This is a genomic window from Mammaliicoccus vitulinus, from assembly GCF_029024305.1.
In the GTDB taxonomy this organism is placed as follows: domain Bacteria; phylum Bacillota; class Bacilli; order Staphylococcales; family Staphylococcaceae; genus Mammaliicoccus; species Mammaliicoccus vitulinus.
Genome location: NZ_CP118974.1, coordinates 683250 through 708123, shown reverse-complemented (window position 1 = coordinate 708123; position 24874 = coordinate 683250). Strand labels below are relative to the sequence as shown.

Below are 24874 nucleotides of genomic sequence, written 5' to 3'. Positions count from 1 at the left end.
CCTGAACCATCTGGAACAGAGTTTATTTGTGACTTATTCACTCAATACTTACATATTATATATGTTGAAGAATTAAAATGCAACCTTAAATTATATAATCGGTTTACCTGTTTTAGCACTTTCAACCATTGCTTTTCTCAAAACTTCGAAAAATTCGGCGTTAGACTTAGTGCGTTTTAACTTTCTAATAAACCTTTCAGAAAAATCATTTTGATCAGTAAATAAATTACGTAACTGCCAAATCATTTCAAGTTCTTTCTTCTCTAGTAACAATTCTTCTTTACGAGTAGAACTTCTTCTAATATCAATTGCTGGGAACACTCTCTTTTCAGATAATTTACGATCTAAATGAAGTTCCATATTACCTGTACCTTTGAACTCTTCATAAATCATGTCATCCATACGTGATCCTGTCTCAACTAAAGCTGTCGCTAAAATCGTTAAGCTACCACCAGCTTCAATGTTTCTCGCCGCGCCAAAGAAATGTTTAGGTCTATGAAGTGATGCTGGGTCCAAACCACCTGATAATGTTCTACCACTAGGTGGCACTACTAGATTATAAGCTCTAGCAAGCCTTGTAAGTGAGTCCATCAAAATAATAACATCCTCACCAATTTCAACTAAACGTTTCGCTCTTTCTAATAACAATTCTGCAACCTTTACGTGGTGTTCAGGTGGCTCATCAAAAGTAGAGTTAACAACTTCAGCTTGTTCAACAGAACGTTCAATATCTGTTACTTCTTCTGGACGTTCTCCTATTAATAATACAAATAATTTCGCTTTAGGTTGATTAATCGCAATAGCATTTGCAATTTCTTTAAGCAATGATGTTTTACCAGCTTTCGGAGGCGCAACAATCATTCCACGTTGACCAAGACCTATAGGTGTAATTAAATCCATTATTCTTGTTGAATGCTTCTCATCTGTCGTTTCTAATCGGATACGTTCTTGTGGGTAGAGAGGAGTTAATGCTTGAAAGTGTGGTCTTTTCTTTACTTCTTCTGCATTTTGATCGTTTACAAAATCAACTTGCAGTAATCCGTAATATTTTTCGTTTTCTTTAGGTTTTCTAACTTTACCCGTTACTTTGTCACCTTTTTTAATCTCAAACCTTCTAATTTGACTAGCAGATATATAAATATCTTTTTCGCCTTTAGAATAATTTACAGTACGAAGAAAACCATACCCATCTGGCTGAATATCATCTAAGATACCCTCCATATAGTAATTACCGTCTTTCTCCATTTGAGCTTCCATAATTGCTAAGACTAGTTCTTTTTTATTTAATTTACTATAGTTTGTTATTCTAAGCTCTTTTGCCTTAGTTGTTAATTCTTTAGTTGTATAGTTCTTGTATAATTCGTGAAACGATTCATACTGAGGACTTGTTCTAACTCTTTCAGCCATTTTTATGACACCCATTTCTTAAAAATCTAATTCATTTATTGTAATACCAGATTTATAATCTGCCTTTAAACTATAGCATTTTTTTATGATGATGACAAAATATGTTTATAGATATAAACAAATAAAATCCGTTCTAAAGCTTTCGCTTTAAAACGGATTTAAAACATTTAATATTTATTTGAAATAACCAGGGATTGCTTTTACTTCAAGGAATTCTTCAATTCCATAATCTCCCCATTCTCTACCAATACCTGATTGTTTATAACCACCGAATGGTAAATTTGGTTTTCTTCCTGCATCATTGATTTCAACAGTACCTGCTTCTAATGATCTCGCTACTTTTTTCACTGTTTCTTTGTCATTTCCGTAAACGTAAGCAGCTAATCCGTAAATTGTATCATTTGCAATTTCGATTGCTTCATCAATATCTTTATAAGTGATGATTGTACCTACTGGACCAAATATTTCTTCTTGAGCAATTGTCATATCATTTGTAACATCTGTAAATAATGTCGGTTTAACAAAGTAACCTTTTTCGATTCCTTCAGGTTTACCAACACCACCATGTAATAATGTTGCGCCTTCATCAATACCTTTTTGGATATAGCTTTGAACAGTATCGAATTGTTTTTTAGATACTACTGGGCCAGCGTCTTGACCTTCTTCTCTAGGATTACCAACTTTAACATTTTCCATTGCTTTTTTAGCTGCTGCAATAAATTCATCTTTAATACTCTCTGGAACTAATGTACGCGTTGCTGCCGTACATACTTGACCTGTATTTTGTACAAATTTAGCAACTGCGCCTTTAGCAGCTTTCTCAATATCAACATCATCTAAGACTACTAATGGTGATTTACCACCTAGTTCTAATGAAACTTTTTTGAAATCTTTAGCTGAGTTTTCCATAATTCTTCTACCAGTTGGGCCAGAACCTGTAAATGACATCATGCGAACATCTGGATGAGAACTTAATGGATCACCAACACTTTGTCCATCACCATTTACTAAGTTAAATACACCTTTAGGTACGCCAGCTTTTTCAAATATTTCTGTTAAAATGATTGCTGCAAATGGTGTTTCTTCAGAAGGTTTTAACACTACTGGTGAACCAGAAGCGAAAGCACCAGCTAATTTTAATGAAGTCTGGTTAGTTGGGAAGTTCCAAGGTGTTACTAAACCTGAAACACCAATTGCTTCTTTAACAACTAAATCGTCACCGCGACGTTCTTCAAATGCGATTGAGTCGATTGCTTTGCTTGCTTCTCTAAAATGATTTAATCCCATTTGATAGTGAACTGATTCAGATTTTTCAATTGGAGAACCTAATTCATCTGTCATAACATCAATTAAATCGTCTTTTCTATTTTCATATTCGTCTGCAATTCTTTCTAATAAAGCTTTTCTATCTTCTAAAGAAGTATTTCTGAACTCTACATACACTTTTTTAGCTGCTGCAACTGCATCATCAACATCTTGTTTATTACCTGCAGCTATTTGTCCCATTACTTCTTCTGTTGCCGGATTGATTACATCAAGTGTTTGTCCGCTATGGCTACTTACCCATTCACCATTAATATATTGTTTGATATCTTGTCTCATCAATTATCTACTCCTTTATATTCGATTCATTGAATATTATAGTACGAATCATGCACTTAATAAAAATGATGTGTTTATAAATTGAGAATTTCTTAAAAACATTAATAAAAAATCCCATCAGCGAAAGTCTTCTTTACTTCGCTAATGGGATTTTTTTATTTTTACATATCTTAATTTCTATTAAGAATGGTTTTCTTCTAATTGCACATTACGCTGTGCCCATTCTTCCAATGGTACAAGAGCTTGTGCTAACTCATAACCTTTATTAGTTAGATGATATTCAACAGATAGAGGCGTTGTTGTAACAACTTTCTTTTCAACTAATTCCCAATCACTTAATTCAGTTAATTTAAGTGATAATGCTCTAGGTGTAATACGTTTAAGATCTCTTTTCATATCAGAAAAATGAGCAGAACGTTCATCACAACGTGATAAATAATTGAGTATTAAACCATTCCAACTGCGTCCTATTACTTTAAATGTTTCCTCTAAATAAGGACAAACTTCCATGTTACTCACCTCTTTAACTTCTATATTGCAATTATACTACACTTAGTATACAAAGTATACATTTTATACTCATTATACAGTTTCGGTCCAAATGTCTGCACCTAATGCTTTTAATTTGTCTACAATACCACTGTATCCTCTATATATATGGTTTACATTATAAACTGTTGTGACACCTTCAGAAATTAAACCTGCGATTAGAAGTGAAGCACCCGCTCTTAAATCACTTGCTGCTACACTTGCGCCTGTTAATTCTGAAGGATAATAAATAGCTGTTCCATTTTCTAAATTCACTTTAGCACCCATTCTTTTAAGCTCATCAACATGCTTAAATCTAGCTGGGTATATTGTTTCTGTTATTTTACTTTGACCATTAGCTTTTAATAATAATGGTGTAAACGGCTGTTGTAAATCAGTCGCAAAACCAGGGTAAACTGATGTTTGAATATCTACTGGTTTATACTCATCTTTACCTCTAATTATAATAGAGTCTTCACCTAAATCTATATCCGTACCCATTTCTTTTAATTTAGCAATTAACGGTTCTAAATGTAATGGAATAATATTCTCAATATACACTTCTTCACCCATGGCTGCTGCTGCACACATATACGTACCTGCTTCGATTCTATCAGGTATGATTGTATGTTTAGTACCATGTAATGATTCTACACCTTCAATTTTCAACGTATCCGTACCTGCGCCTCTAATTTTAGCACCCATATTATTTAAAAGTGTAGCAACGTCCACTATCTCAGGTTCTTTAGCAGCATTTTCGATTACTGTTTTACCTTTAGCTAGTGAGGCAGCTAACATAATATTAATTGTAGCACCAACACTTACAACATCCATGAAGATTTTTGCTCCAACTAATTCTTCAGCAATTAAATACATTGCACCTTGTTCATTTGTCACTTTTGCACCTAATGCTTCAAAGCCTTTTATATGTTGATCTATTGGTCTAGGACCTAACGGGCAACCACCAGGTAACCCAATCACACATTTTTTGAATCGTCCTAACATAGCACCCATCATATAATAAGAAGCTCTTAAAGATTGAACTTTATTATTAGCTAGTGGTAAATTAACCGCATTACTAGAGTCCACTACAAGTTGATCACCATTTAAGTCTGTCTTTATATTTAAATCGCCTAGCAGGCTCATTAATGTTTTTACATCAGAAATATCAGGAAGACCATCTAAAGTTACAACATCATTTGCCATTAAAGTAGCTGGAATTAATGCGACTGCACTATTTTTAGCCCCACTTATTTGCACTTTACCGTTTAACTTATTGCCGCCTTTTATTTTTATAACTTCTTGAGACATATGTTTACTCCTTTACTTCATCGTCTTAGAGAATGCATACTCTCTCAACATGAATAGATAATTATTTCCATTATATACTATTCAATAACATAAACGCAAAAACATAAAAAGTAAATAGTAACATCTTAAATAATTAAAAATTGATTTTATAAACAAAGATTTTTTGAGAAAAAATTATTGATAAAAGAGAATGTTGTTCTACTTTTATCAATAAAAAAACTACTCCAAGTCAATGACTTAGAGTAGTTTAAAATATTTCTATAAAAAGAACTTATTTTAATTAAGCTTGGTTAGAAGTACCAAATTCTTGGATTTTACCTTTAACTGTAGCTTTAATTGCTTCACGAGCAGGTCCTAAATATTTACGTGGATCGTAAACTTCGCTGTCGTTATTTAATACTTCACGAACGGCTTTAACAGATGAAATTTGGTTTTCAGTGTTAACGTTGATTTTAGCTGTACCGAAAGTGATTGCTTTTTTGATATCGTGTGTTGGGATACCAGTACCACCGTGTAATACTAATGGTACACCAGTTGAAGCACCGATTTCTTCCATTTCTTTGAAACCTAAGTTTGGTTCACCTTTGTAAGGTCCGTGAACTGAACCTAATGCAGGTGCTAAAGTATCAATACCAGTTCTTTCAACTAGTTCTTGACATTCTTTAGGGTCAGCATAGATAACGCCTTCTGCAACAACGTCATCTTCTTGTCCACCAACAGTTCCTAATTCTGCTTCAACAGAAACACCGTTAGCATGAGCATATTCAACTACTTTAGAAGTAATTTCGATGTTTTCTTCGAATGAATGATGAGAAGCATCGATCATTACTGAAGTGAATCCAGCATCAATTGCTTCTTTACATTTTTCGAAACTTGAACCATGGTCAAGGTGAATTGCAACTGGAATTGTAACGTTATAATCTTCAATTAATCCTTCAACGATTTTAACAACAGTTTTGAAACCACCGATGTAACGGCCAGCTCCTTCAGATACACCTAAAATAACTGGTGCATTTTCTTCTTGTGAAGCTTGAAGAATTGCTTGTGCGAATTCTAAGTTATTGATGTTGTATTGTCCAACAGCATAACCGTTTTCTTTTGCTTTAATTAACATTTCTTTCATTGAAACTAAAGGCATTGAGTTTCCTCCTAATGTGCAAGGCACGTATTATTTACAAAAGTAATTATATCAAACTTTATGAACATATGCACCTTTTGAAAGCCCTATCCTAAATGTTTTCTTACAATTTTCATAACTTCTTCAATTGTAAACGGCTTCATTAGCACACCTGTAATATTTGCTTCTTTTAAGATTTCTAGCTCTGTCGTTGATTGAAAAGCAGAAATGATATATACAGGTATCATTTTATTCGTCTTTCTAATTTCTGAAAACACTTCTTCTCCAGAAATTCCCGGCATTCTTTTATCTATAAATACCAATTTATAAGTATGCTCTTTAAATAAATCAATGCCTTCACGACCATTTTTGGCAGTATCCACTTTAAAATTATTTAATTCTAATATTTCCTTTAATAATTGTCTTATATTCTTTTCATCATCTATAATAAGTACATCCATTGAAGATACCCCACTTTTTCTATAAAATAAATTTAAGTACATATATAAGGAGAATATAAATTGCTTAAAATTTTCAATACACAATTGAATGGTATATTCAGTAAAATAGATGCTCAATTAGAAGAAATTGAAATTGCATCACAATTACTTATGCAAGCAGCTAACGGAGAAGGTAGCATATTTATAAAAACTTTTGATGAAATCGACTACTTTAATGATTTCATGACAAAAAGTAATGAAAGTCTACCACATTCTAAAACACTTGATCATTTAGACGAAGTACATACGATTGATTCAACAGATCGTGTCTTATTAGTAGGTTCGTTCTTTACAGCTGAATTAAATCATTGGATACAAAAATTGAATGACTTAGATATTGATTTTGTCGTGATTGCCAATAAAGACAAAGATCATAAATCACACGAAAACTTAATGCATTATATAGATTTATCAACACCAAGAGCAATCGTTCCAACAGCAGACTTTAGTAAAATTATTACCCCACATATAATGGCTTTAAATTATATATATTATATCATGTTTGCTGAAATGTACGAGATGACTCAAGATTTAAATGAAGCATAAAAAAGAAGATGGGACATAAATCTACGATTTTGTGAAGAATATCATGGTCCACTCAAAATAAAAAAGCATATCACACTACTGATATTTGTAAGTAATGTGATATGTTTATTTTTATATTAAAATCTTACGATTTTGTTCGTGCATGCTTGCCTAGGGGTATGGTTCGAGCCTGTAGTCTCTCTCGCATACTATTCCCCCGGGCGTCAGCACTTCACAAAATCGTGAGTAATATTCATTTTTCTTATATTTTTTTGTTTGTTCTTTTAAGTACATACTGTATGTTGCAAGACTGATCAAACAAGCGACATAGAACGCCTGTATATTGCAAGACTTACTAAACAAGCGACATAGAACGCCTCTATGTTGCAAGACTTACTAAACAAGCAACATAGAACGCCTCTATGTTGCAAGACTTACCAAACAAGCGACATAGAACGCCTCTATGTTGCAAGACTTACCAAACAAGCAACATAGAACGCCTCTATGTTGCAAGACTTACTAAACAAGCAACATAGAACGCCTGTATGTTGCAAGACTTACCAAACAAGCAACATAGAACGCCTGTATGTTGCAAGTCTTACTAAACAAGCAACATTCAGATACTGACTCCTCTCCCACCAACCTTATCCAATTACAAAATCGCTACAAATATCTAATTTCATATAAAAAAGAGCAGAAATTCAATTTTAAAAATGAATTTCTGCTCTTTTTAAGTTTTTAGGACATTTATGTCTCGACTATTTCGTCTACTTATTATTTGTTTTTTATACTTGCTTCTACAAATCCTCTAAATAATTTTTGTGGACGTGTAGGTCTTGATAAGAATTCTGGGTGGAATTGACATGCTACAAACCATGGATGATTTTCTAATTCCACTATTTCAACTAAACGACCATCTGGGCTTGTTCCAGAGAACTTCATGCCTGCTTCTTCTAATTTTTCACGATATTCGTTATTAAATTCATAACGGTGACGATGTCTTTCTTCTACTTCTGATTCGCCGTATACATCATGTGCAATTGTTCCTTCTTCAATTTTACATGGATATACGCCTAATCTTAAAGTTCCGCCTAAGTCTTCGATATCTTTTTGTTCAGGTAATAAGTCAATGATTGGATAAGGTGTGTTTGGATTTAATTCTGCTGAATGAGCGTCTTGTAATCCAACTACATTTCTAGCAAATTCTACTGTTGCTAATTGCATGCCTAAACAAATACCTAAATAAGGCACATTGTTTTCACGAGCATATTGAATCGCTAACACTTTTCCTTCAACACCTCTATCACCAAAACCACCAGGTACTAAAATACCATCTACATCTGATAATTCTTGTTGATAGTTTGATTCATTTAAGTTTTCAGAATTAATCCATTTAATATCTATATCTGATTTAAAGTCGTAACCAGCATGTTTCAATGCTTCAACTACTGATAAATAAGCATCTTGTAAACTTACATACTTACCAACTAAACCAATTTTCACTGTTCCTTCTAAATTACGTACAGTATCCAACAATTGGTTCCATTCCGTTAATTCCGCTTCTGCCGCAGCATCTAATGATAATCTTTCGATCACTATATCATCCATATGCTGTTCTTGTAGAGCTAATGGGATTTGATACAATGTATCAGCATCTCGACACTCAATAACAGCGCGTTTGTTAATATCACAGAATAATGCAATCTTATCTCTTAAGTCTTGTGTCATTTCATATTCTGTACGTACAACAATTAAATCTGGTTGAATACCTAAACCTCTTAATTCTTTAACACTATGTTGTGTTGGTTTAGTCTTCATTTCACCTGCAGCTTTAATATATGGAAGTAGCGTACAATGGATATACATAACATTTTCTCGACCGAGATCACTCTTAATTTGTCTAATTGCTTCAATAAATGGTAGTGATTCAATGTCACCTGTTGTACCACCGATTTCAGTGATAACAACATCAGCGTTTGTACTTTCACCAGCCATCAATAATCTTGATTTAATTTCATTTGTAATATGAGGGATAACTTGAACTGTTCCACCTAAGAAGTCTCCACGTCTTTCTTTTTTAAGAACGTGTGAATATACTTTACCAGCTGTTACGTTAGAATATTTATTTAAACTTATGTCAATAAATCTTTCATAATGTCCTAAGTCTAAATCTGTTTCCGCACCATCTTCAGTCACAAATACTTCACCATGTTGATAAGGACTCATTGTACCTGGATCAACGTTCAAGTATGGATCGAATTTTTGAATTGTTACATTTAGTCCTCTATTTTTAAGTAATCTCCCTAATGATGCTGCAGTGATGCCTTTACCAAGAGACGAAACTACGCCACCTGTTACGAAAATGAACTTTGTCATATCTTTACCTCCAATTGATAATTAAAAAATAAAAAACGCTCCCACTTACATTAATTAAAATGTAAGGAGGGAGCGTTATATTTATACGTTTGTCCTACTTAAAGGAGCCCAAATAGAATATTACCATCTTTTAAAGAAAAGTCAATTAAAATTCTTATTATTTTTCTTCTTCTTCTTCTTCGTCGTCTTCCTCTTCATCAACAACAAGACCAGCTTCTTCTAATTCATCCTCAACCTCTTCATCTTCTGGGTCTGCAGGATCATTTAGTCCTTCTTCATCATCTTGTACTATAGTAATGTCAAGGTCCTTCGTTTTATCTTCTTCACCTAGAAGTGAAATTTCTGAATCTACTTCATCTTCTTCATCAAGCACTGTGAATTTTTGGATTGTCGGAGCAATTTTTTCTTCAATGTCATCTACTGAATACCAATCACGTAAACCCCAAATGTTTTCTCCAACGCTTAAAAATCTTCCATCAGTATTTAAGTCTGTATAAAACTGTAAAATACGATTTTCAATTTCTGAATCTTTATAATTACCTAATCTTTTAAATTCGTCTACCATGTCATATAAGTTTGTTTCTTTGCCGTTCTCTGTTAATAAAATATAAGCCATTTCGATAAATGAATGCTCATCTACCATTTCTTTACTGAAATCTTTTAGTTTCATGCTTTACTCTTCCTTTCAACAATCGAACTATTGTCGCGCATTAATATTTATAATCATAACAGTTTACGATTATAATTGACAACCTGATTTTTAGCAAATGTTAGTTAATACTTAATATATTTCAACAGTTTGATATAGTCTTCTGATTTTTGTATTTCTACAAACCTCGCTTTTTCACATAAAGGCTTCAATTTATTGTTTGAGCCGAATAAAGTTATATGTATTTCTTTTTTATCTTCAAATCGTCTACGTACGAAAGCACTTAATTGTCTTAAGGCACTTTCAGCAATGCCTTCTTTTCTTTCATTTTCTTCGACTTCTATACTACGAATATCAAAATATTCCCCTTTATCTTCTAGTACGATAATGCCTACTTTTAGATTATCTTTCATTAAATGAATATCAACAAACTCATTGTCTAAATCGTCTTCTTTTATTACTAGCTTTAATGATGACACGTATTTAGAATCTAAATCCAAATAATATAAGCGCTCTTTTCCTAATGGTCCTTCTTCTTTAGTAGCTGTATGCATAAATCCTGCTCTTTCATATAAATTCCATGCAGCCTCATTTTCAGCATCTACTACTAAATATAAATGATCAAAATCAGGAAACACATACTGTACATATTCTGGTAAATTCATCATAATTGTTGTTCCATAGCCATTGCCTTGATACTTCTCATTAATTGATAAAGATCGAATATACACTACATTATCTGGCGTATCATACCCCTCATGCTGATAATATTTATGAAGTACAAAGAAACCAATAATTTCATCGTGTTCATTTACAACGATATTTGGTCTTCTATCAGGATCATTAATTGCACCATCTAATACATCTTTAGGCAAAGAAGAATAGATTTGTTGACGCTCATTGAGTTGAAAATCATATAGTGCTGTTCTCATACTTTCTTCAAAAGGTTTAATGACAATATCATCAAATTGTTTAGCTTTCATTATTTATATCCCCCTGTGTCTTTAAATATATCATAACGAATTTTACATTCATTGCGCAATTAAGAACCTATAATCTATATATAAATAATTATATGACGAGGCATTTTATAAACGTAATAGAATGAAGCCCCCTTCTAAATCGCTATTCATTTATCTCATTTCGTTAATTTATCAAATACAATTTTTTATAGTATAATAGCAATAATTTATTACTTAATATGAAGAGGTGCAATTGTGAAAATCGGAATTGATGCAGGAGGCACACTTATTAAAGTTGTCACTGAAATGAACAATGAAAGAACATATAAAAAGTGGTTAACTACAGAAATTGATCAAGTTGCTGAATGGCTAAGCCAATTAGATAATGTTGATATTTCCATAACTGGCGGTAAAGCACAATATTTAGATTCATTAATTAAGCATAATGTGAAACGTAGTATTGAATTTGATGCTACTTATAAAGGTATTCAACTCTTCTTAGAAGAAAATGACATTCATTTAAATACTTATATATTTTCTAATGTAGGAACGGGTACATCTATCCATTACGCTACAACACACAATCAAGAACGTGCCGGTGGTACAGGCGCTGGTGGCGGTATGATACAAGGCTTAGGTTATTTACTGACTCAAATCAGTGATTATGACGAATTAGTACAAACTGCATTAAATGGGAATAGAGACAAGATAGATTTAAAAGTAAAACACATCTATAAAGATGATAAAACGCCTATCTCAGGAGATTTAACAGCGGCAAACTTTGGGCACGTGTTACAACATATAAATGAAGACTTCCCAAATTCAGACCGATTAGCAGCCGTAATGGGAATTGTTGGTGAAACTGTTACGACAGTTTCTATTCATGCCGCAAGACAATTCAAAACTGAAAATGTCGTGTTTATTGGTTCATCATTTATCAATAATGAATTGCTAAAAAACATTGTCGTAGATTACACTGTATTGCGCGGTTTGAATCCATACTTCATAGAAAACGGAGAATTCTCTGGCGCACTAGGTTCAATTTATTGCTAAAAAGTAAGGAGGATTTCTCATGAAAATTATAGAACCAAAGTTAAAAATAGCATTTCAGTTTGCCGAAGATAAGTCATTTACGCTTTTACAATCTTCATATGACCTATATTTTAATAAAGCAGTGATTCATATGGATGAAGAAACAAGCCAAATAGATACCGTGTATTTCAATCAATGCACATTTGAATCGGTTGATTTCACGAAATTACATGCCTTAGATGTTGTGTTTAAAGGATGCGATTTATCAAATTGTACCTTCAATGACGCCTCTCTCAATAGAGTTCAATTTATCGACTGTCGTATGATGGGTGCAACATTTACAGACCTTAAACTTAAACATGTACAATTCTCTAATTGCCAATTGAAAATGAGTCAATTTTTAAACTGTAAGTTTGATCATGTACGATTCAATGAGAATCAAATGGCCGAAACTTATATTTCATTTTGCTCACAAAAATCAATGGAACTTGTACGTTGTTCACTTGAATCTTTAGAAGTCGTTGAAACATCGTTAAACAATATTGATTTATCCACTGATGAAATCGAGCAATTAATCATACAACCTTCCGACTTAAAAGGCGCCACCGTTTCAGAATACCAAGCATATGATATACTCCCATTATTCGGAGTGAGTGTGACTTCAAACTAGAAGGTGATTATTATGGATCAAATGATAGATATTTTAAAACGCTTTGGATTAAGCGAATATGGATCTAAAGCTTATATTTCTTTAGTACAAAATCCAGGTATAACAGCTTATAAATTAAGTGAAATATCAAGTGTACCTAGATCGAAAATATATGAAGCACTTAACAAAATCGAAGAACAAGGGATTGCATATTTCAACTTACAAGACCAAAAGAAATATTATTATGCATTACCTCCGAAACAAACGATTCATTTATTTGAACAAAAACAAAACGAAGAATTAGTTCAACTTGAAAAAGAAATCAACAAATTAAATATCGTAACCGAAAATACACCTATACAAATAGAAGTCCTTACAAACGAGACGACTATTTTCAATAATATTGAATACGCAATAAAAAAAGCAAATACACAAATCACCGTTTCAATTTGGTCAGATATATATCAAATCTTAACTAAAAACATCAACAAAGACATTCATGTACAAGGCATTACTTTCCAAGTCGATCAACCAGGATATGATTTAATCAATCATCGCTACACAAATTATGTGAAAAATTCATTAACATTGAAACCATTTGTAGTGATCGTCGATGATGAATATATGATTTATGGACAGACAGCTGAAACAAATATGCGTGCATATATTAGTCGTGACCGTACACAAATAAAAATGATGAAAGATTATATATGGCATGACGTATTAGTGAATACATATGTCAGTAAATTTGAAGAAGATATAGAAGACGAAATAACCCTTAAGAGAAAAACCTTTTTCTCTTAAGGGTTATTTTATGGGATAATAATTTTACTACGTTGGGATGTAGTAACTACTTTAGTAGTCACTAATAATGTATCAAACTATTTTCCCTCCGTCAACTTTAATTGGTAAATATAATTTCTTTAATTTGTGACCGTCGCGATCTAGATATGCAAACTCTAAATCATGTTCTCCATTAAGGTCTATAGGACTATAACTAAAAGTCATACGGCCTTCATAAGCACTATGCTTATTAAAATATGCTCGGTCTGGCGTTAATGTTTTACCATTTTTCAGTTTAAAGTCATCAGTTTGCTGTAAGACTTCATCATTTACGCGTAGAAATAAACTTGCATCAAAATTATTATAAAATTTATCTTTATAGTCAGCAGTTTTCTTAATTTTAACATCCATACTTACGAACATTTCTTTTCCTTTAACATCATAACTTAAATGACTAAATTCCATCGTTCCGACACTTATATTATGTTTATGATTGAGAATGATTTTCTCTTCAGTAAATTGATAGTCTTGATATTTCGCATTTACTTTATGATATTGAATGCAACCTAAAGTAATAAGTACAACCAAAACTATAAGAGTAGCTACTAGAATTATTTTATTTTTCATTCTAACGCACCTGCTTCAATATGAACCACCTTATCTACAACACTTTCAATATCTTCTAATTGATGTGAAGCGATTAAGATTGTACATCCTTGTTGCTTTAATCTTTCAAGAATTTGTACGAGTATTTCAATACTCTTTCTATCGAGTGCATTGGTTGGTTCATCTAATACAACTAGTTCAGGATCCCCCATTAAAGTTTGAGCAATCCCTACTTTCTGTTTCATTCCTAAAGAGTACTTTCTAACTTTCCGTTTATCTTTAGGATCTAAACCAAGTTCTACTAAATATTTTGTAATTTCATTGATATCCGTTATTCCTTTTAATGCAGCTACTAGTTTAAGATTTTTCAAAGCAGTAAATTCAGGTATAATACTAGGTTTCTCAATGAAGACACCTACTTTAAGTGGATATTTCGACCCAAATTTAAGTGGTTCATTATTAATGAGGACTTTCCCATCAACTTTAATCAATCCTAATATAGCTCGTAATAACATTGTCTTACCAGAACCATTTCGTCCTTTAAATCCATATACCTTTCCACGCTCAATTTCTAAATTTATATTCTTTAATAACATATGATGCTGATGTTCTTTCGATACACCTATCAATTTAATCATATTTCATCATCACCTCTTTGAAATTTCATGTGATGATCACGTCCTAATTCAAATAACAACAACATATTCACCACGATAATAAACAGTACACAACATAAAAAATACGTAAAAGAAAAGCCATGTATCCTCGAAATCAATGATTCATTTAATATATTAAAATCTAAATCAAACCTTGTTGTGACAATAATCCAAACTAACGATATCATAAAGCTTATATAAAATTTATAAGCAATATAACTCCAAATAAATACAATCATTAAGAAATAGACACTTATGATTAAATACAATAAGTGAACTACATTATTCCAAAATTCTCCATCAATAATAGAAATGATTAACCATATACCTAGAATGTAAATCAAACTTATAATGAAGGGTATCATGATAAGAATTATCCATCTGCTCTTAATATTTAATAGCATTTGCCACTCTACAATATAATATTGATAGATAACATGTATAAAGCGATAAATGAAAAAAAGAGCAAGAAACATTATCAATATATATAATCCCGGTATCCTATATAAATGCATGTTTAACTCAACATCATTATTGCCACGAAAAATAAAATACCATAAACTCCCTCTTATATATGGTCTAAATAACATTAATACCAAAATAAATATTCCGTTTATAATCATGAATGTTTTCCATAAACTTTGTATGACGCCAACAGTAAATTTTAGAATATTCATCTCATTATTTCCTTTTTCGTTATAATCTATTCAACAATTAAATATATAAACATTATGAGCACCAATTGATACATAATCCATGACCAAGAAATTGAAAATAATCTCTTTGAGTCAATAATCAACCAATTCCACTTTCCACCTTGCATTATGACAAAATCTATAAACACCATCATATTTACTAATACTAATGATATTGCACGATTAAAAAACTTTAAATACAGAGTAAGTGACAATAATGAAATCGTAAAATGACCTACTATCATCATGCAAGCTGTTACAACAAACACCATATTAAATCGAACTTGGAAGTTCATTGCAATCGTACTTGCCAACAACATTTCGATACTTAATAGTAATGATATAACACCCACATATAGCAACACATCGATCTTTAAATTCTTCCTATATTCAATAAACACTTTATGAACGAACTCATCTCGATAAAACACTATCGTCATAATAGTTAATATAGGTAAAACAACATAAGTAAGCGTAAACTTACTTAATACTAAATTTGTAAATTGAAATTCATCAGAAGGAAAATTACCCACGCTTCCCTTCTGATAGAAAGTCATTAAAGCAAAGAACAGAATATTCCACAGTAGAAATTTTGTATTAATCAATGATGTAAATCTATATTTAATCAAGTTCATATTTGCGTATACCTCTTATATAGAAATACATTGATAAACTGATAAACAATATAAAAGTTAACACAATCGGTAAAACTTCTATATACATAAATTCTGTCCTTCCCATTAAGAAGTATATTGGTGGAACTATAAATGGTTTATAAGGCAAGTTTGTTAATATAATTAATAAAATTTGAAAGATAAAGGGACCAATAATTGCTAATACCCTTCTATTAGCATATATAGAAAGTGTTATCGCAAACACATTCATGATGGCACCCCAAATACCGGCCAATAAGATATATAATAAGATATATAGTAACGGCATTGCATAATATAAAGAGACACTTAAAGTCGAAGAACTATATATGCCTATTGGTTTGTTCGTAAATCTTTCCGGAAGTATATTAGGTAGTATTAAAAATTCACCTATAAAATTTATTAATAAAGGGATTATTACAAGTAGCGAAGCAACAATACTTGAGTATAAGATCACCTTTATATCTACTGACTTATTCCCGTGATTTATATATGCATGATGCAGTAAATGTTGTTTACGATCTTGTATAAAAATATCACTTACACCAACAGATACAGCTAAAGGCATAATCAATAGATAAACGATTCGAAAACCACTAGAACCATCAAATAATAAAGATTGTGTATAAGGTGTATTTTCTAACAGTCCATAAATACTGTAAGTCTGATAAGCATCGTATAAATGCAACAGAGCAATTGTCGTTAAAATGATAAATGATATAAATAGCTGCAACCTCATTATGCGTAATTTCATATATTTTAAAATTGTTAACACCTTCTTTTAGAACCACAACATGGCTTAATTACTTACTATCCGGACTCCAAACACCATTAAAATAACCATTAGAATACGATTTAGCATCAATTCTGACTGCAACACCTGATCCATATTTTTCAACGGCTAAATTATATAGCTTCGTTACTTGACCTCTAGTAACCCAATAACTATGACCATTAGATACATCACGTCCATCGTATAAGGCCGCCCATATATACATACCTCTTATTCTTCTTGAGTTCTCGCTAACTGTTCCATAGTTTTTATTGTAGTATGCAGATGTATTCAATTTTTTTCTAGCTGGCGTATGATCATAAGGACTCCATATCCTAAATTCATTTTTCCAATACGTATCTCCAGTATTCCCTTGCGCTTTAGCGACAGTTTGACATGTTAATAATAAAATCAAACAAGATATGATTAAAGAAATTCTTTTCATACAAATCACTTTCTTCCCTAATTTATTCCATCATGATGTTGGAAATATTATAATACCTTGTAAGCATTTTTACAATAATCGGATAATATTATATTATTAATTAATTACAATTAATTAATAAAACAAAAAAAGACTGTTGCTATTTAGCAAAAGTCTTTTTAAATCACTATTAGTTTGTTTAATTTTCTAGCAAGGCATTGCTTTTAATACTGCTTTTGGATCTGTAATTGTACCAATCATACCTGATTTCAAGTTAATACCTAAAGCGATATTTTCTTGTTTCAAGTCTTCTAACCATTCTTCAAATACTTCTGTTTCTACTTCGATAATATCGTATTCTTCAAAGTCATCACGTTGTACTTTTTCAGCGAGTTTACGTGTACTCCAAACAGTCATCATGTTCGGCAAACTTGCATCTTCTTCTGATACAATGATGAATTGTTTTTGCCCCTTAACTGTTAACCCGTATACATAACTTTCATAACAAATATCTTCTGCAAACTCTTCAATTCGGATATCATCTAGTTCACTCATAATTTCTTCAATAAATGAAATTGCTTCTAATTCTATTCCCTTGTTATTTTCATATTTTTCTATGATGAATTTATCTTCTTCATCTAGAATGTCATCCATTTCATATGTTACAAATCTGTCTAGGTCTAATTCCATAATTTTATCATATTGAGTTATGTTAAACTCTTTTAAATATGATTCAGCAAATTCTTTTTTTGACCAAATAAGACGGTTGTCTGTATTTTCATCTCTTAGAATCTTGCGATCAATTAAAACAACGTAAAATTTTTCTTTAGCTAATATTTGTTTGAACATAGACATATCCTGGATAGCCATTGTCATACCACCCTTATTTTTATATTTAATCCCAATAAAATATAGTATAGTTAAAAGGTATAAGTCAATAAAAATTACATTAAATGAAGAAAAATTTTTATTCGCTGTTTTTACTTAGTTCTTCAAGAAATGATTGTTCTCTTTCTAAAGCTTTAGATTCGTTTTCTGCATGCCATATTCCAGCAAATCTTGACTTCACTTTACCTTTACCAAAGTAATCTCCATCATAGTAAGAAAGTGGATATAAATATCCTTCTTCGATGTATTTTTTGATTGTATTTATAAAATGTGTATTATCCCCTTTAGCGTGATAACTTAAAAATTTGTGGAATCCTTTGTTCAATCGTTCTTTAAGTAAAAGCATGCTCGTTGAGCCATTTTGTCTAAAGTTTAAATCAATCGCAAATATTTGTTCATCTTTATCGATTAATAGGTCAAAACCTGAAACGCCTTTATACCCGTGCTCTACACCTTTTTTCATAATTTCGCACCCTGCATCTATTACACTTTTCGGTACTTCTTTTGAATTGATGTTGCCATTATAAAAGCCATATTTATCCGTGAGTTGTTTTACAGCGCCTATATATTGAATACCTGTTTTTTCACTATATGCATATTGCACACAATAATTTTCGATTTCTTCTATAAATTGCTCAATGATAATTTGCTTTGTGTCAGTAGCTTCTTTAATGCGTGCTATTGCTTTTTGTAAGTCTTCTTCATTATAACATATCATCACGCCGTAACCGCCGGCAGTGGGCAACTCATCACCTGGTTTAAGAACGACTGGTAGTTTCCAACTTTTCATTTTTTCTTCAAAGTCTTTACTATTTACTATTTCTCGCTTAGGTAAATATTTACCATCTGTCCATTGGTCTAATTTAGATTTATTATTTAAGTCTATAAACCGTGATTTATGGACTGCATATAAGTCATCTTCACACAAATGTTCTCCATGAATATATTGGAAAAATATTTTCTTATTATCACGGGTTAATTGTTGAATTAAATTCTCATAACTCTCTCTGTCTTTATAAGTATAAATATTATCTGGAATTTCCACATTTACTAATTTTAATAAACTTTTAACATTATTGGTTAAACATGCTTCATGAACGATCATAGGCATATTACTTATGATTAATTCTCTAGCAGTTAAAAAATCGGATTGTGCTTCTTCAGTTGTTAACCATGGATTATCTTCATATGAAGGTCTCGAATTATAAACGACATAATCTCCATACAAATCTTTAAGTGTTAATGTTAGTGGCTTCCCATACTCATTTTTCATAATAAGTTCTCCCTTAACGTTTGATGATGCTCGATAATTTCATTTCTAAGGGACGCGTTTTCTATAAGCTCTAAACCCATTGAGGCTAATATTTTCGCACCGCTTATTAATGCTTTATCGCCTTGCTTACTGGCAGCTGCCTGACAAAATTCTTTCGTGTGGCCGACTAGATTAGATGGTCCTATTTTAATGTGTGGATGTATAGTCGGTACGATATGACTTACATTCCCTGTATCTGTCGAACCGAAACCAAAATCATCATCAATTACTGCTTCACCAATTTTTTCAGCGTGTTTTCTAAACAATTCATCTAGAGGTTTATTAATAATGAATTCATTCACACCATTTTGTATTGGTCGTAATTCATATGTACCACCCGTTTGTATAGCTGCCCCTTCAGCTATTTTACGTACTTTATCTGTCAGCATATCTAATTGTTTACGAGAAGTCGCACGTGTATAGAAGCGTGCATGCGTGAAATCAGGAATAATATTCGCCGCTTCTCCCCCATTTAAAATAACGCCATGTACTTTATCTGTTTTTTTAATTTGTTGTCTTAACATACTTACCCCATTAAAAAATGACAACATAGCATCGAGTGCATTTACAGCTTCAAAAGCGTTCTCAGAAGCATGCGCACTTTTTCCATAGAACTTCACATCAAATACGTCAACAGCCAGTGAAGGCACTGTTACATAAGTCTCATGCCCTGGATGTACCATTAGCGCGACATCGATGTTATCTATAACGCCTGCTTTAACATAACTCGCTTTGGCACTACCGTTAATACCGCCTTCTTCAGCTGGACAACCTAGTACAACGACTTTACCACCTACTTGATCCACAACTTTAGACAAACTTATACCGGCTAAAACACTAGACGTTCCGATAATGTTATGGCCACACGCATGACCTAGTCCAGGTAGTGCATCGTATTCAGCTAAATAAGCAATCGTTGGTCCTTCTTTGTTTGAATCATATGTCGCAATGAAACCTGTTGGATGATTCGCAATGTTTTTCTCTATTTTAAAATGATGACTTTTCAATTGATCACTTAATAATCGAGATGCAAAAACTTCTTCATTCCCTAGTTCAGGACGTTCATGAATTTGATGACTCATTGATAAATACAGGTGCTTATTCTGTTCTATATAATTTATAATATTTTGTGATAAATTGCTCATTAACGATTCACCTTTCCAATATAAAGGCGCACTACTTTGTAAGGAGTGCGCCAATCGATCATTTATCTTCCAGTTAACAACTGTAGGAATTGGCACCTTTCCATCATAGGAGGTTGCTGGACTTCATCGGGCCCTTCCCTCAGTCACTCTTGATAATACGTATGAAATTTGATTTTAATTCTAACCTTACCACTCGGATATGTCAATGATTTGTCGCAATATCATTTGACTTTAAATACCATTTCTCTGCTTTTTTCTCAAACTCTTTAATCATACTATCTTTACCTTTATAGTATTCGTCACTATCACCAGGATAATCGACAACTAAATCATGTTTTAAACGACTATATCTTTCTCTCTCTCCGTTAAAAGTTCTTAAATAATCTCTAAAAGATAATAATCTTAATATATGTGGACTATCTTCATCATATATATGTAAGTGGTGAGAAACCTCTCCATAATTATCGTATTTTTTAAAGTACCTATTTCCGATGACACCACGTTCACCTTTAGATTCATATCCTAAAGCTGATAATTCTTGAGTAAACGCATCAATAGCTTTACTATCTTTTACCACTATTAATATATCTATAATCGGCTTCGCAGATAATCCAGGAATTGCCGTTGACCCAATATGTTCTATGTTTATACTATGTTCTTTCAATAACGACTGTAAATGTTTTTTCTCTTCAAGAAAAAGATGTTGCCATATACTGTCGTAAGGGACTACTTGTAACCTTTCCATCTCTTCACCTAATTTCAGAATAATTTATTATATTATCTTATAAAGTAACACATAAAGAAAGTAAAAGAAATCTGAATTGATTGTTTTTTCAAAACTTAGTTGATATAATCAATCCGAAATCAAAGGAGGAATCTTCATGACAAAAATGAATGTTGAAAGTTTTAATTTAGATCATACGATAGTAGACGCACCATTTGTAAGACTTGCTGGAATCAAAGAAGGACAAAATGGTGATGTTATTCATAAATATGATATTCGTTTCAAACAACCAAACAAAGAACATATGGAAATGCCTGCATTACACTCATTAGAACATTTAATGGCAGAAAACATTAGAAACCATACTGACAAAGTAGTAGACGTAAGTCCAATGGGTTGTCAAACAGGTTTCTATGCTTCATTTATAAACCATGACGATTATGACGATGTACTTTCTATTTTAGAAAAAACATTGAAAGATGTTGAAAAAGCAACTGAAGTGCCAGCTTGTAATGAAGTACAATGCGGTTGGGCTGCAAGTCACTCATTAGAAGGCGCTCAACAATTAGCAACTGAATTTTTAGCTAAAAAAGAGAGCTGGAAAAATATTTTTAAAGAAGATTAATAAAATAAAAGATCTCCTCATTAGGTTAAGCCTAGTGAGGAGATCTTTTATTTTACATTTTTCTTACTAATTTAATGAGTACATATTGTAAAGGTAGTCTTCCCCACAATGCCCATTTTGGTAATACTTTGCCGTTTAATGGAATATTTTTTTGTGCCATATAAACGTTTGCTGGAAATACTGCTACTAAGAACCATTCGATTAGTTTTTTAGTTAGCTCACTTGGCTTTTTCAATATTAGAAGTAAACCAAATATGATTTCCATTACGCCAGTTATCCAAATAATCGCTTTTTTAAATGGTAAATAACTTGGTACAATAGCTTCAAAACCTTCTGATCTTACAAAATGCATAACACCAGCAAAAGTAAATCCTATTCCAAAAATTCGTCTAACCCATTTCATTACTTAATCCCCATTTCCTTTAAATAACTTTTCCCGAATTTAGGTAATGTTACTTTAAAGTTATCGGCAATTGTTGCACCAATTGAGCTAAATGTATTATCTCCAGATAATTCACGATACTCATTTATACTTGGACTAAATATTAATAACGGTACATATTCACGTGTATGATCTGTTCCAGGCGCCGTTGGATCATTGCCGTGGTCAGCAGTAATGATGACTAAATCATCTTCTTGCAAGACAGATTGTAGCTCTTCTAGTCGATTGTCAAACTCTTTAATAGCTTGAGCATAGCCTTCTTTATCTCTTCTATGACCATATAAAGCATCGAAATCAACTAAGTTTAAGAAACTGATTCCTGTAAAATCACTTTTCACAACATCGATAAGTTTATCCATGCCATCCATGTTATCTTTTGTTCTAATAGATTTTGTAACGCCTTCGCCATCATAGATGTCATTAATTTTACCGATTGCGATAACATCATAGTCAGCATCTTTCAAAGTATTCATAACTGTTTCGCCAAATGGTTTCAATGCATAGTCATGTCTATTTGAAGTTCTTGTGAAATTACCTGGTTCTCCTACATATGGACGTGCAATAATTCTACCTATTAAATATTTTGGATCTTTTGTTAATTCTCTTACTTTCTCACAAATATCATATAATTCTTCTAAAGGAATAACATCTTCATGAGCAGCAATTTGTAAGACTGGGTCTGCTGAAGTATAAACAATTAAATCGCCTGTTTCCATTTGATGTTTACCATATTCATCGATAATCTCTGTACCAGAAGCTGGTTTATTAGCGACAACTTTTCTACCAGTCATTGATTCAATTTCTTTAACTAACTCTTCTGGAAAACCTTCTGGATAAACTTTAAATGGTTTATCGATATTTAAGCCCATGATTTCCCAATGTCCTGTCATTGTATCTTTGCCTACTGAAGCTTCACTTAATTTAGTGTAAAAAGCTTCTGGCTGATCCACTTTATTAACAACTGGTAAATCAGCTATATTGCCTAGTCCTAATTTTTCAAGGTTAGGCAAAGTTTCATTAAAACCTTCAAGTGTATGTTTTAATGTATGTGAACCTTCGTCACCGAATGCTTTAGCATCTGGTGCTTCCCCTATTCCTACTGAATCCATTACTATTAAATGAATACGTTTAAAACGGTTTGTCATTTGACACACTCCTAATCTGTAATCACTTTATGGATTAAAGTTGGTTGAACTTGTTCATCAGAAATTGTGATGTTCTCTAATATTTTAGACTCTACATCTTCAACATCTTTATTATTAGCATAAATAGTAACTAACGATTCACCTTTTTCAACTTTATCTCCAACTTTTTTATTTAATACTAAACCGACTGCCAAGTCAATTATATCATCCTTTGTTGCTCTACCTGCACCTAAGAGCATTGAAGCTACTCCGATTTCATCAGCTACGATATGAGATACATAACCTGATTCTTGTGCTTTAACTTCGAATGTATACTGAGCTTGTGGTAATTTAGATAAGTCTTCTACGACTGATCCGTCTCCACCTTGGTTTTCAAGGAATACTTTGAATTTTTCTAAAGCTTTACCATTTTGAATCACTTCTAAAAGTTTTTCTCTCGCTTCATCTAAAGTTTCTGCTTTTTTAGCTAGTACAACCATTTGAGATCCTAAAGTTAATACAAGTTCCGTTAAATCCTCTGGTCCTTCACCTTTTAATGTTTCAATCGCTTCTTTTACTTCTAATCCATTACCGATTGCTCTTCCTAAAGGCTGGCTCATATCCGAAATGATGGCCATCGTATTTCTACCTACATTATTCCCGATTTTAACCATTGCATGCGCAAGTAATTCAGAATCTTCAATTGTCTTCATAAATGCACCAGCACCTGTTTTAACATCTAATACAATTGCGTCTGCTCCGGCTGCAATCTTTTTACTCATGATTGATGAAGCGATAAGCGGAATAGAGTTCACAGTTCCTGTTACATCTCTTAAGCTATAAAGTTTTTTATCAGCCGGCGTTAAATTGCCTGATTGACCAATAACTGCAACTTTATCTTTATTAACTAAATTGATAAAATCTTGTTCAGTGATTTCTACATGGAAACCTTTAACAGCTTCTAATTTATCAATCGTACCACCTGTATGACCTAAACCTCGACCACTCATCTTAGCAACTGGTACATCAAGCGCTGCTACTAATGGTGCTAACACAAGCGTAGTTGTATCTCCTACTCCACCTGTAGAATGTTTATCAACTTTTATACCTTCAATTTCTGACAAGTCGATTTGATCGCCTGACTCAACCATAGCCATTGTTAAATGAGCACGCTCATCATCAGTCATATCTTGAAAGTATATTGCCATTGCTAAACTTGATGCTTGATAATCTGGTATTTCTCCCGATGTATAACCTTTAACAAAATACTCAATTTCTTCTTTCGTTAATGCTTTCCCGTCACGTTTCTTTGCAATTACATCTACCATTCTCATAGTTATTACCCTCCAGTTTATAAATGAATACGC

General features: G+C 32.3%; 26 protein-coding genes and 1 riboswitch. Of the genes, 5 read left to right on the top strand and 21 right to left on the bottom strand.

Annotated elements, in window-relative coordinates:
* Positions 1–90 precede the first annotated feature (90 nt).
* From rho to PYW35_RS03415, 6 genes are all read right to left on the bottom strand, one after another.
* Positions 91–1407 carry a transcription termination factor Rho gene (gene rho / locus PYW35_RS03440; protein ID WP_016910987.1) on the bottom strand — a complete coding sequence of 439 codons (1317 nt, stop codon included), beginning with the start codon at positions 1405–1407 and terminating at the stop codon, positions 91–93.
* Between the two features lie 174 nt (positions 1408–1581).
* Positions 1582–3009, bottom strand: coding sequence for an aldehyde dehydrogenase family protein (locus PYW35_RS03435; RefSeq protein ID WP_103322372.1), 1428 nt, complete (start codon positions 3007–3009; stop codon positions 1582–1584).
* Between the two features lie 180 nt (positions 3010–3189).
* Positions 3190–3519, bottom strand: coding sequence for a winged helix-turn-helix transcriptional regulator (locus PYW35_RS03430; RefSeq protein ID WP_016910989.1), 330 nt, complete (start codon positions 3517–3519; stop codon positions 3190–3192).
* 72 nt (positions 3520–3591) lie between these two features.
* Positions 3592–4848 carry a UDP-N-acetylglucosamine 1-carboxyvinyltransferase gene (locus tag PYW35_RS03425; protein WP_016910990.1) on the bottom strand — a complete coding sequence of 419 codons (1257 nt, stop codon included), beginning with the start codon at positions 4846–4848 and terminating at the stop codon, positions 3592–3594.
* Between the two features lie 280 nt (positions 4849–5128).
* Positions 5129–5986, bottom strand: a complete 858-nt coding sequence (gene fdaB / locus PYW35_RS03420) for a class IIb fructose-bisphosphate aldolase FdaB (protein ID WP_016910991.1) — start codon at positions 5984–5986, stop codon at positions 5129–5131.
* Between the two features lie 86 nt (positions 5987–6072).
* Positions 6073–6426, bottom strand: coding sequence for a response regulator (locus PYW35_RS03415; protein ID WP_103322371.1), 354 nt, complete (start codon positions 6424–6426; stop codon positions 6073–6075).
* A 60-nt stretch (positions 6427–6486) separates the two neighbouring features.
* Here PYW35_RS03415 and PYW35_RS03410 point away from each other — a divergent pair, with 60 nt between their 5' ends.
* Positions 6487–7011 carry a DUF2529 family protein gene (locus PYW35_RS03410; RefSeq protein WP_103322370.1) on the top strand — a complete coding sequence of 175 codons (525 nt, stop codon included), beginning with the start codon at positions 6487–6489 and terminating at the stop codon, positions 7009–7011.
* A gap of 753 nt (positions 7012–7764) precedes the next feature.
* Here the strand turns inward: PYW35_RS03410 and PYW35_RS03405 are convergent.
* From PYW35_RS03405 to PYW35_RS03395, 3 genes are all read right to left on the bottom strand, one after another.
* Entirely contained in the window at positions 7765–9366 is a 1602-nt protein-coding gene (locus PYW35_RS03405) for a CTP synthase (RefSeq protein ID WP_103322368.1), read from the bottom strand.
* A gap of 157 nt (positions 9367–9523) precedes the next feature.
* Positions 9524–10036, bottom strand: coding sequence for a DNA-directed RNA polymerase subunit delta (gene rpoE / locus PYW35_RS03400; RefSeq protein ID WP_103322367.1), 513 nt, complete (start codon positions 10034–10036; stop codon positions 9524–9526).
* Positions 10037–10140: 104 nt separating this feature from the next.
* Positions 10141–11001, bottom strand: coding sequence for a GNAT family N-acetyltransferase (locus tag PYW35_RS03395; RefSeq protein ID WP_169925675.1), 861 nt, complete (start codon positions 10999–11001; stop codon positions 10141–10143).
* 231 nt (positions 11002–11232) lie between these two features.
* Here PYW35_RS03395 and coaW point away from each other — a divergent pair, with 231 nt between their 5' ends.
* From coaW to PYW35_RS03380, 3 genes are read left to right on the top strand one after another with little or no spacing between them, the layout of a single operon-like run.
* Positions 11233–12030: a type II pantothenate kinase gene (gene coaW, locus PYW35_RS03390; RefSeq protein WP_103322365.1), complete on the top strand. Its 798-nt coding sequence runs from the start codon at positions 11233–11235 to the stop codon at positions 12028–12030.
* A gap of 19 nt (positions 12031–12049) precedes the next feature.
* Entirely contained in the window at positions 12050–12679 is a 630-nt protein-coding gene (locus PYW35_RS03385) for a pentapeptide repeat-containing protein (RefSeq protein ID WP_103322364.1), read from the top strand.
* Between the two features lie 12 nt (positions 12680–12691).
* Positions 12692–13462, top strand: a complete 771-nt coding sequence (locus tag PYW35_RS03380) for a TrmB family transcriptional regulator (RefSeq protein ID WP_103322363.1) — start codon at positions 12692–12694, stop codon at positions 13460–13462.
* 72 nt (positions 13463–13534) lie between these two features.
* On the opposite strand, the gene PYW35_RS03375 is transcribed toward PYW35_RS03380, so the two are convergent.
* From PYW35_RS03375 to PYW35_RS03335, 9 genes are all read right to left on the bottom strand, one after another.
* Complete coding sequence (locus tag PYW35_RS03375; protein ID WP_103322362.1) at positions 13535–14068, bottom strand: hypothetical protein; 534 nt, start codon at positions 14066–14068, stop codon at positions 13535–13537.
* Entirely contained in the window at positions 14065–14685 is a 621-nt protein-coding gene (locus PYW35_RS03370) for an ABC transporter ATP-binding protein (protein ID WP_103322361.1), read from the bottom strand. Before PYW35_RS03370 ends, PYW35_RS03375 begins: the two co-directional genes overlap by 4 nt.
* Positions 14686–15406: 721 nt before the next feature.
* A complete protein-coding gene (locus tag PYW35_RS03365; RefSeq protein WP_239102398.1) occupies positions 15407–15931 on the bottom strand; it encodes a hypothetical protein in 525 nt (174 codons plus the stop codon).
* Between the two features lie 88 nt (positions 15932–16019).
* Positions 16020–16790 carry a hypothetical protein gene (locus PYW35_RS03360; RefSeq protein WP_103322392.1) on the bottom strand — a complete coding sequence of 257 codons (771 nt, stop codon included), beginning with the start codon at positions 16788–16790 and terminating at the stop codon, positions 16020–16022.
* A 64-nt stretch (positions 16791–16854) separates the two neighbouring features.
* Complete coding sequence (locus PYW35_RS03355; protein WP_103322358.1) at positions 16855–17268, bottom strand: DUF2712 domain-containing protein; 414 nt, start codon at positions 17266–17268, stop codon at positions 16855–16857.
* 186 nt (positions 17269–17454) lie between these two features.
* Entirely contained in the window at positions 17455–18117 is a 663-nt protein-coding gene (locus PYW35_RS03350) for a DUF2750 domain-containing protein (RefSeq protein WP_103322357.1), read from the bottom strand.
* A gap of 97 nt (positions 18118–18214) precedes the next feature.
* Positions 18215–19408 (bottom strand): L-aspartate--L-methionine ligase LdmS, encoded by a 1194-nt coding sequence (gene ldmS / locus PYW35_RS03345; RefSeq protein WP_103322779.1) that lies wholly within the window; start codon positions 19406–19408, stop codon positions 18215–18217.
* Complete coding sequence (locus tag PYW35_RS03340) at positions 19405–20592, bottom strand: M20 family metallopeptidase (protein WP_103322778.1); 1188 nt, start codon at positions 20590–20592, stop codon at positions 19405–19407. Before PYW35_RS03340 ends, ldmS begins: the two co-directional genes overlap by 4 nt.
* Positions 20593–20651: 59 nt before the next feature.
* Positions 20652–20751: riboswitch (SAM riboswitch) on the bottom strand.
* Positions 20752–20794: 43 nt separating this feature from the next.
* A complete protein-coding gene (locus PYW35_RS03335; protein WP_016911952.1) occupies positions 20795–21337 on the bottom strand; it encodes a GrpB family protein in 543 nt (180 codons plus the stop codon).
* A gap of 136 nt (positions 21338–21473) precedes the next feature.
* Between PYW35_RS03335 and PYW35_RS03330 the strand changes: the two genes are divergently transcribed.
* Positions 21474–21941, top strand: a complete 468-nt coding sequence (locus PYW35_RS03330) for an S-ribosylhomocysteine lyase (protein ID WP_103322777.1) — start codon at positions 21474–21476, stop codon at positions 21939–21941.
* Between the two features lie 52 nt (positions 21942–21993).
* Here the strand turns inward: PYW35_RS03330 and PYW35_RS03325 are convergent, their stop codons facing one another.
* Genes PYW35_RS03325 through PYW35_RS03315 form a run of 3 tightly spaced genes read right to left on the bottom strand, consistent with a single transcriptional unit; the run spans position 21994 to position 24841 of the window.
* Positions 21994–22344 carry a DoxX family protein gene (locus tag PYW35_RS03325; protein WP_016911950.1) on the bottom strand — a complete coding sequence of 117 codons (351 nt, stop codon included), beginning with the start codon at positions 22342–22344 and terminating at the stop codon, positions 21994–21996.
* Positions 22344–23528 carry a phosphopentomutase gene (gene deoB, locus PYW35_RS03320; protein ID WP_103322776.1) on the bottom strand — a complete coding sequence of 395 codons (1185 nt, stop codon included), beginning with the start codon at positions 23526–23528 and terminating at the stop codon, positions 22344–22346. Before deoB ends, PYW35_RS03325 begins: the two co-directional genes overlap by 1 nt.
* A gap of 11 nt (positions 23529–23539) precedes the next feature.
* The gene (locus PYW35_RS03315; RefSeq protein WP_103322775.1) at positions 23540–24841 is read right to left on the bottom strand and encodes a pyrimidine-nucleoside phosphorylase; all 1302 of its coding nucleotides are present in this window, start codon (positions 24839–24841) and stop codon (positions 23540–23542) included.
* Between the last annotated feature and the right edge of the window lie 33 nt (positions 24842–24874).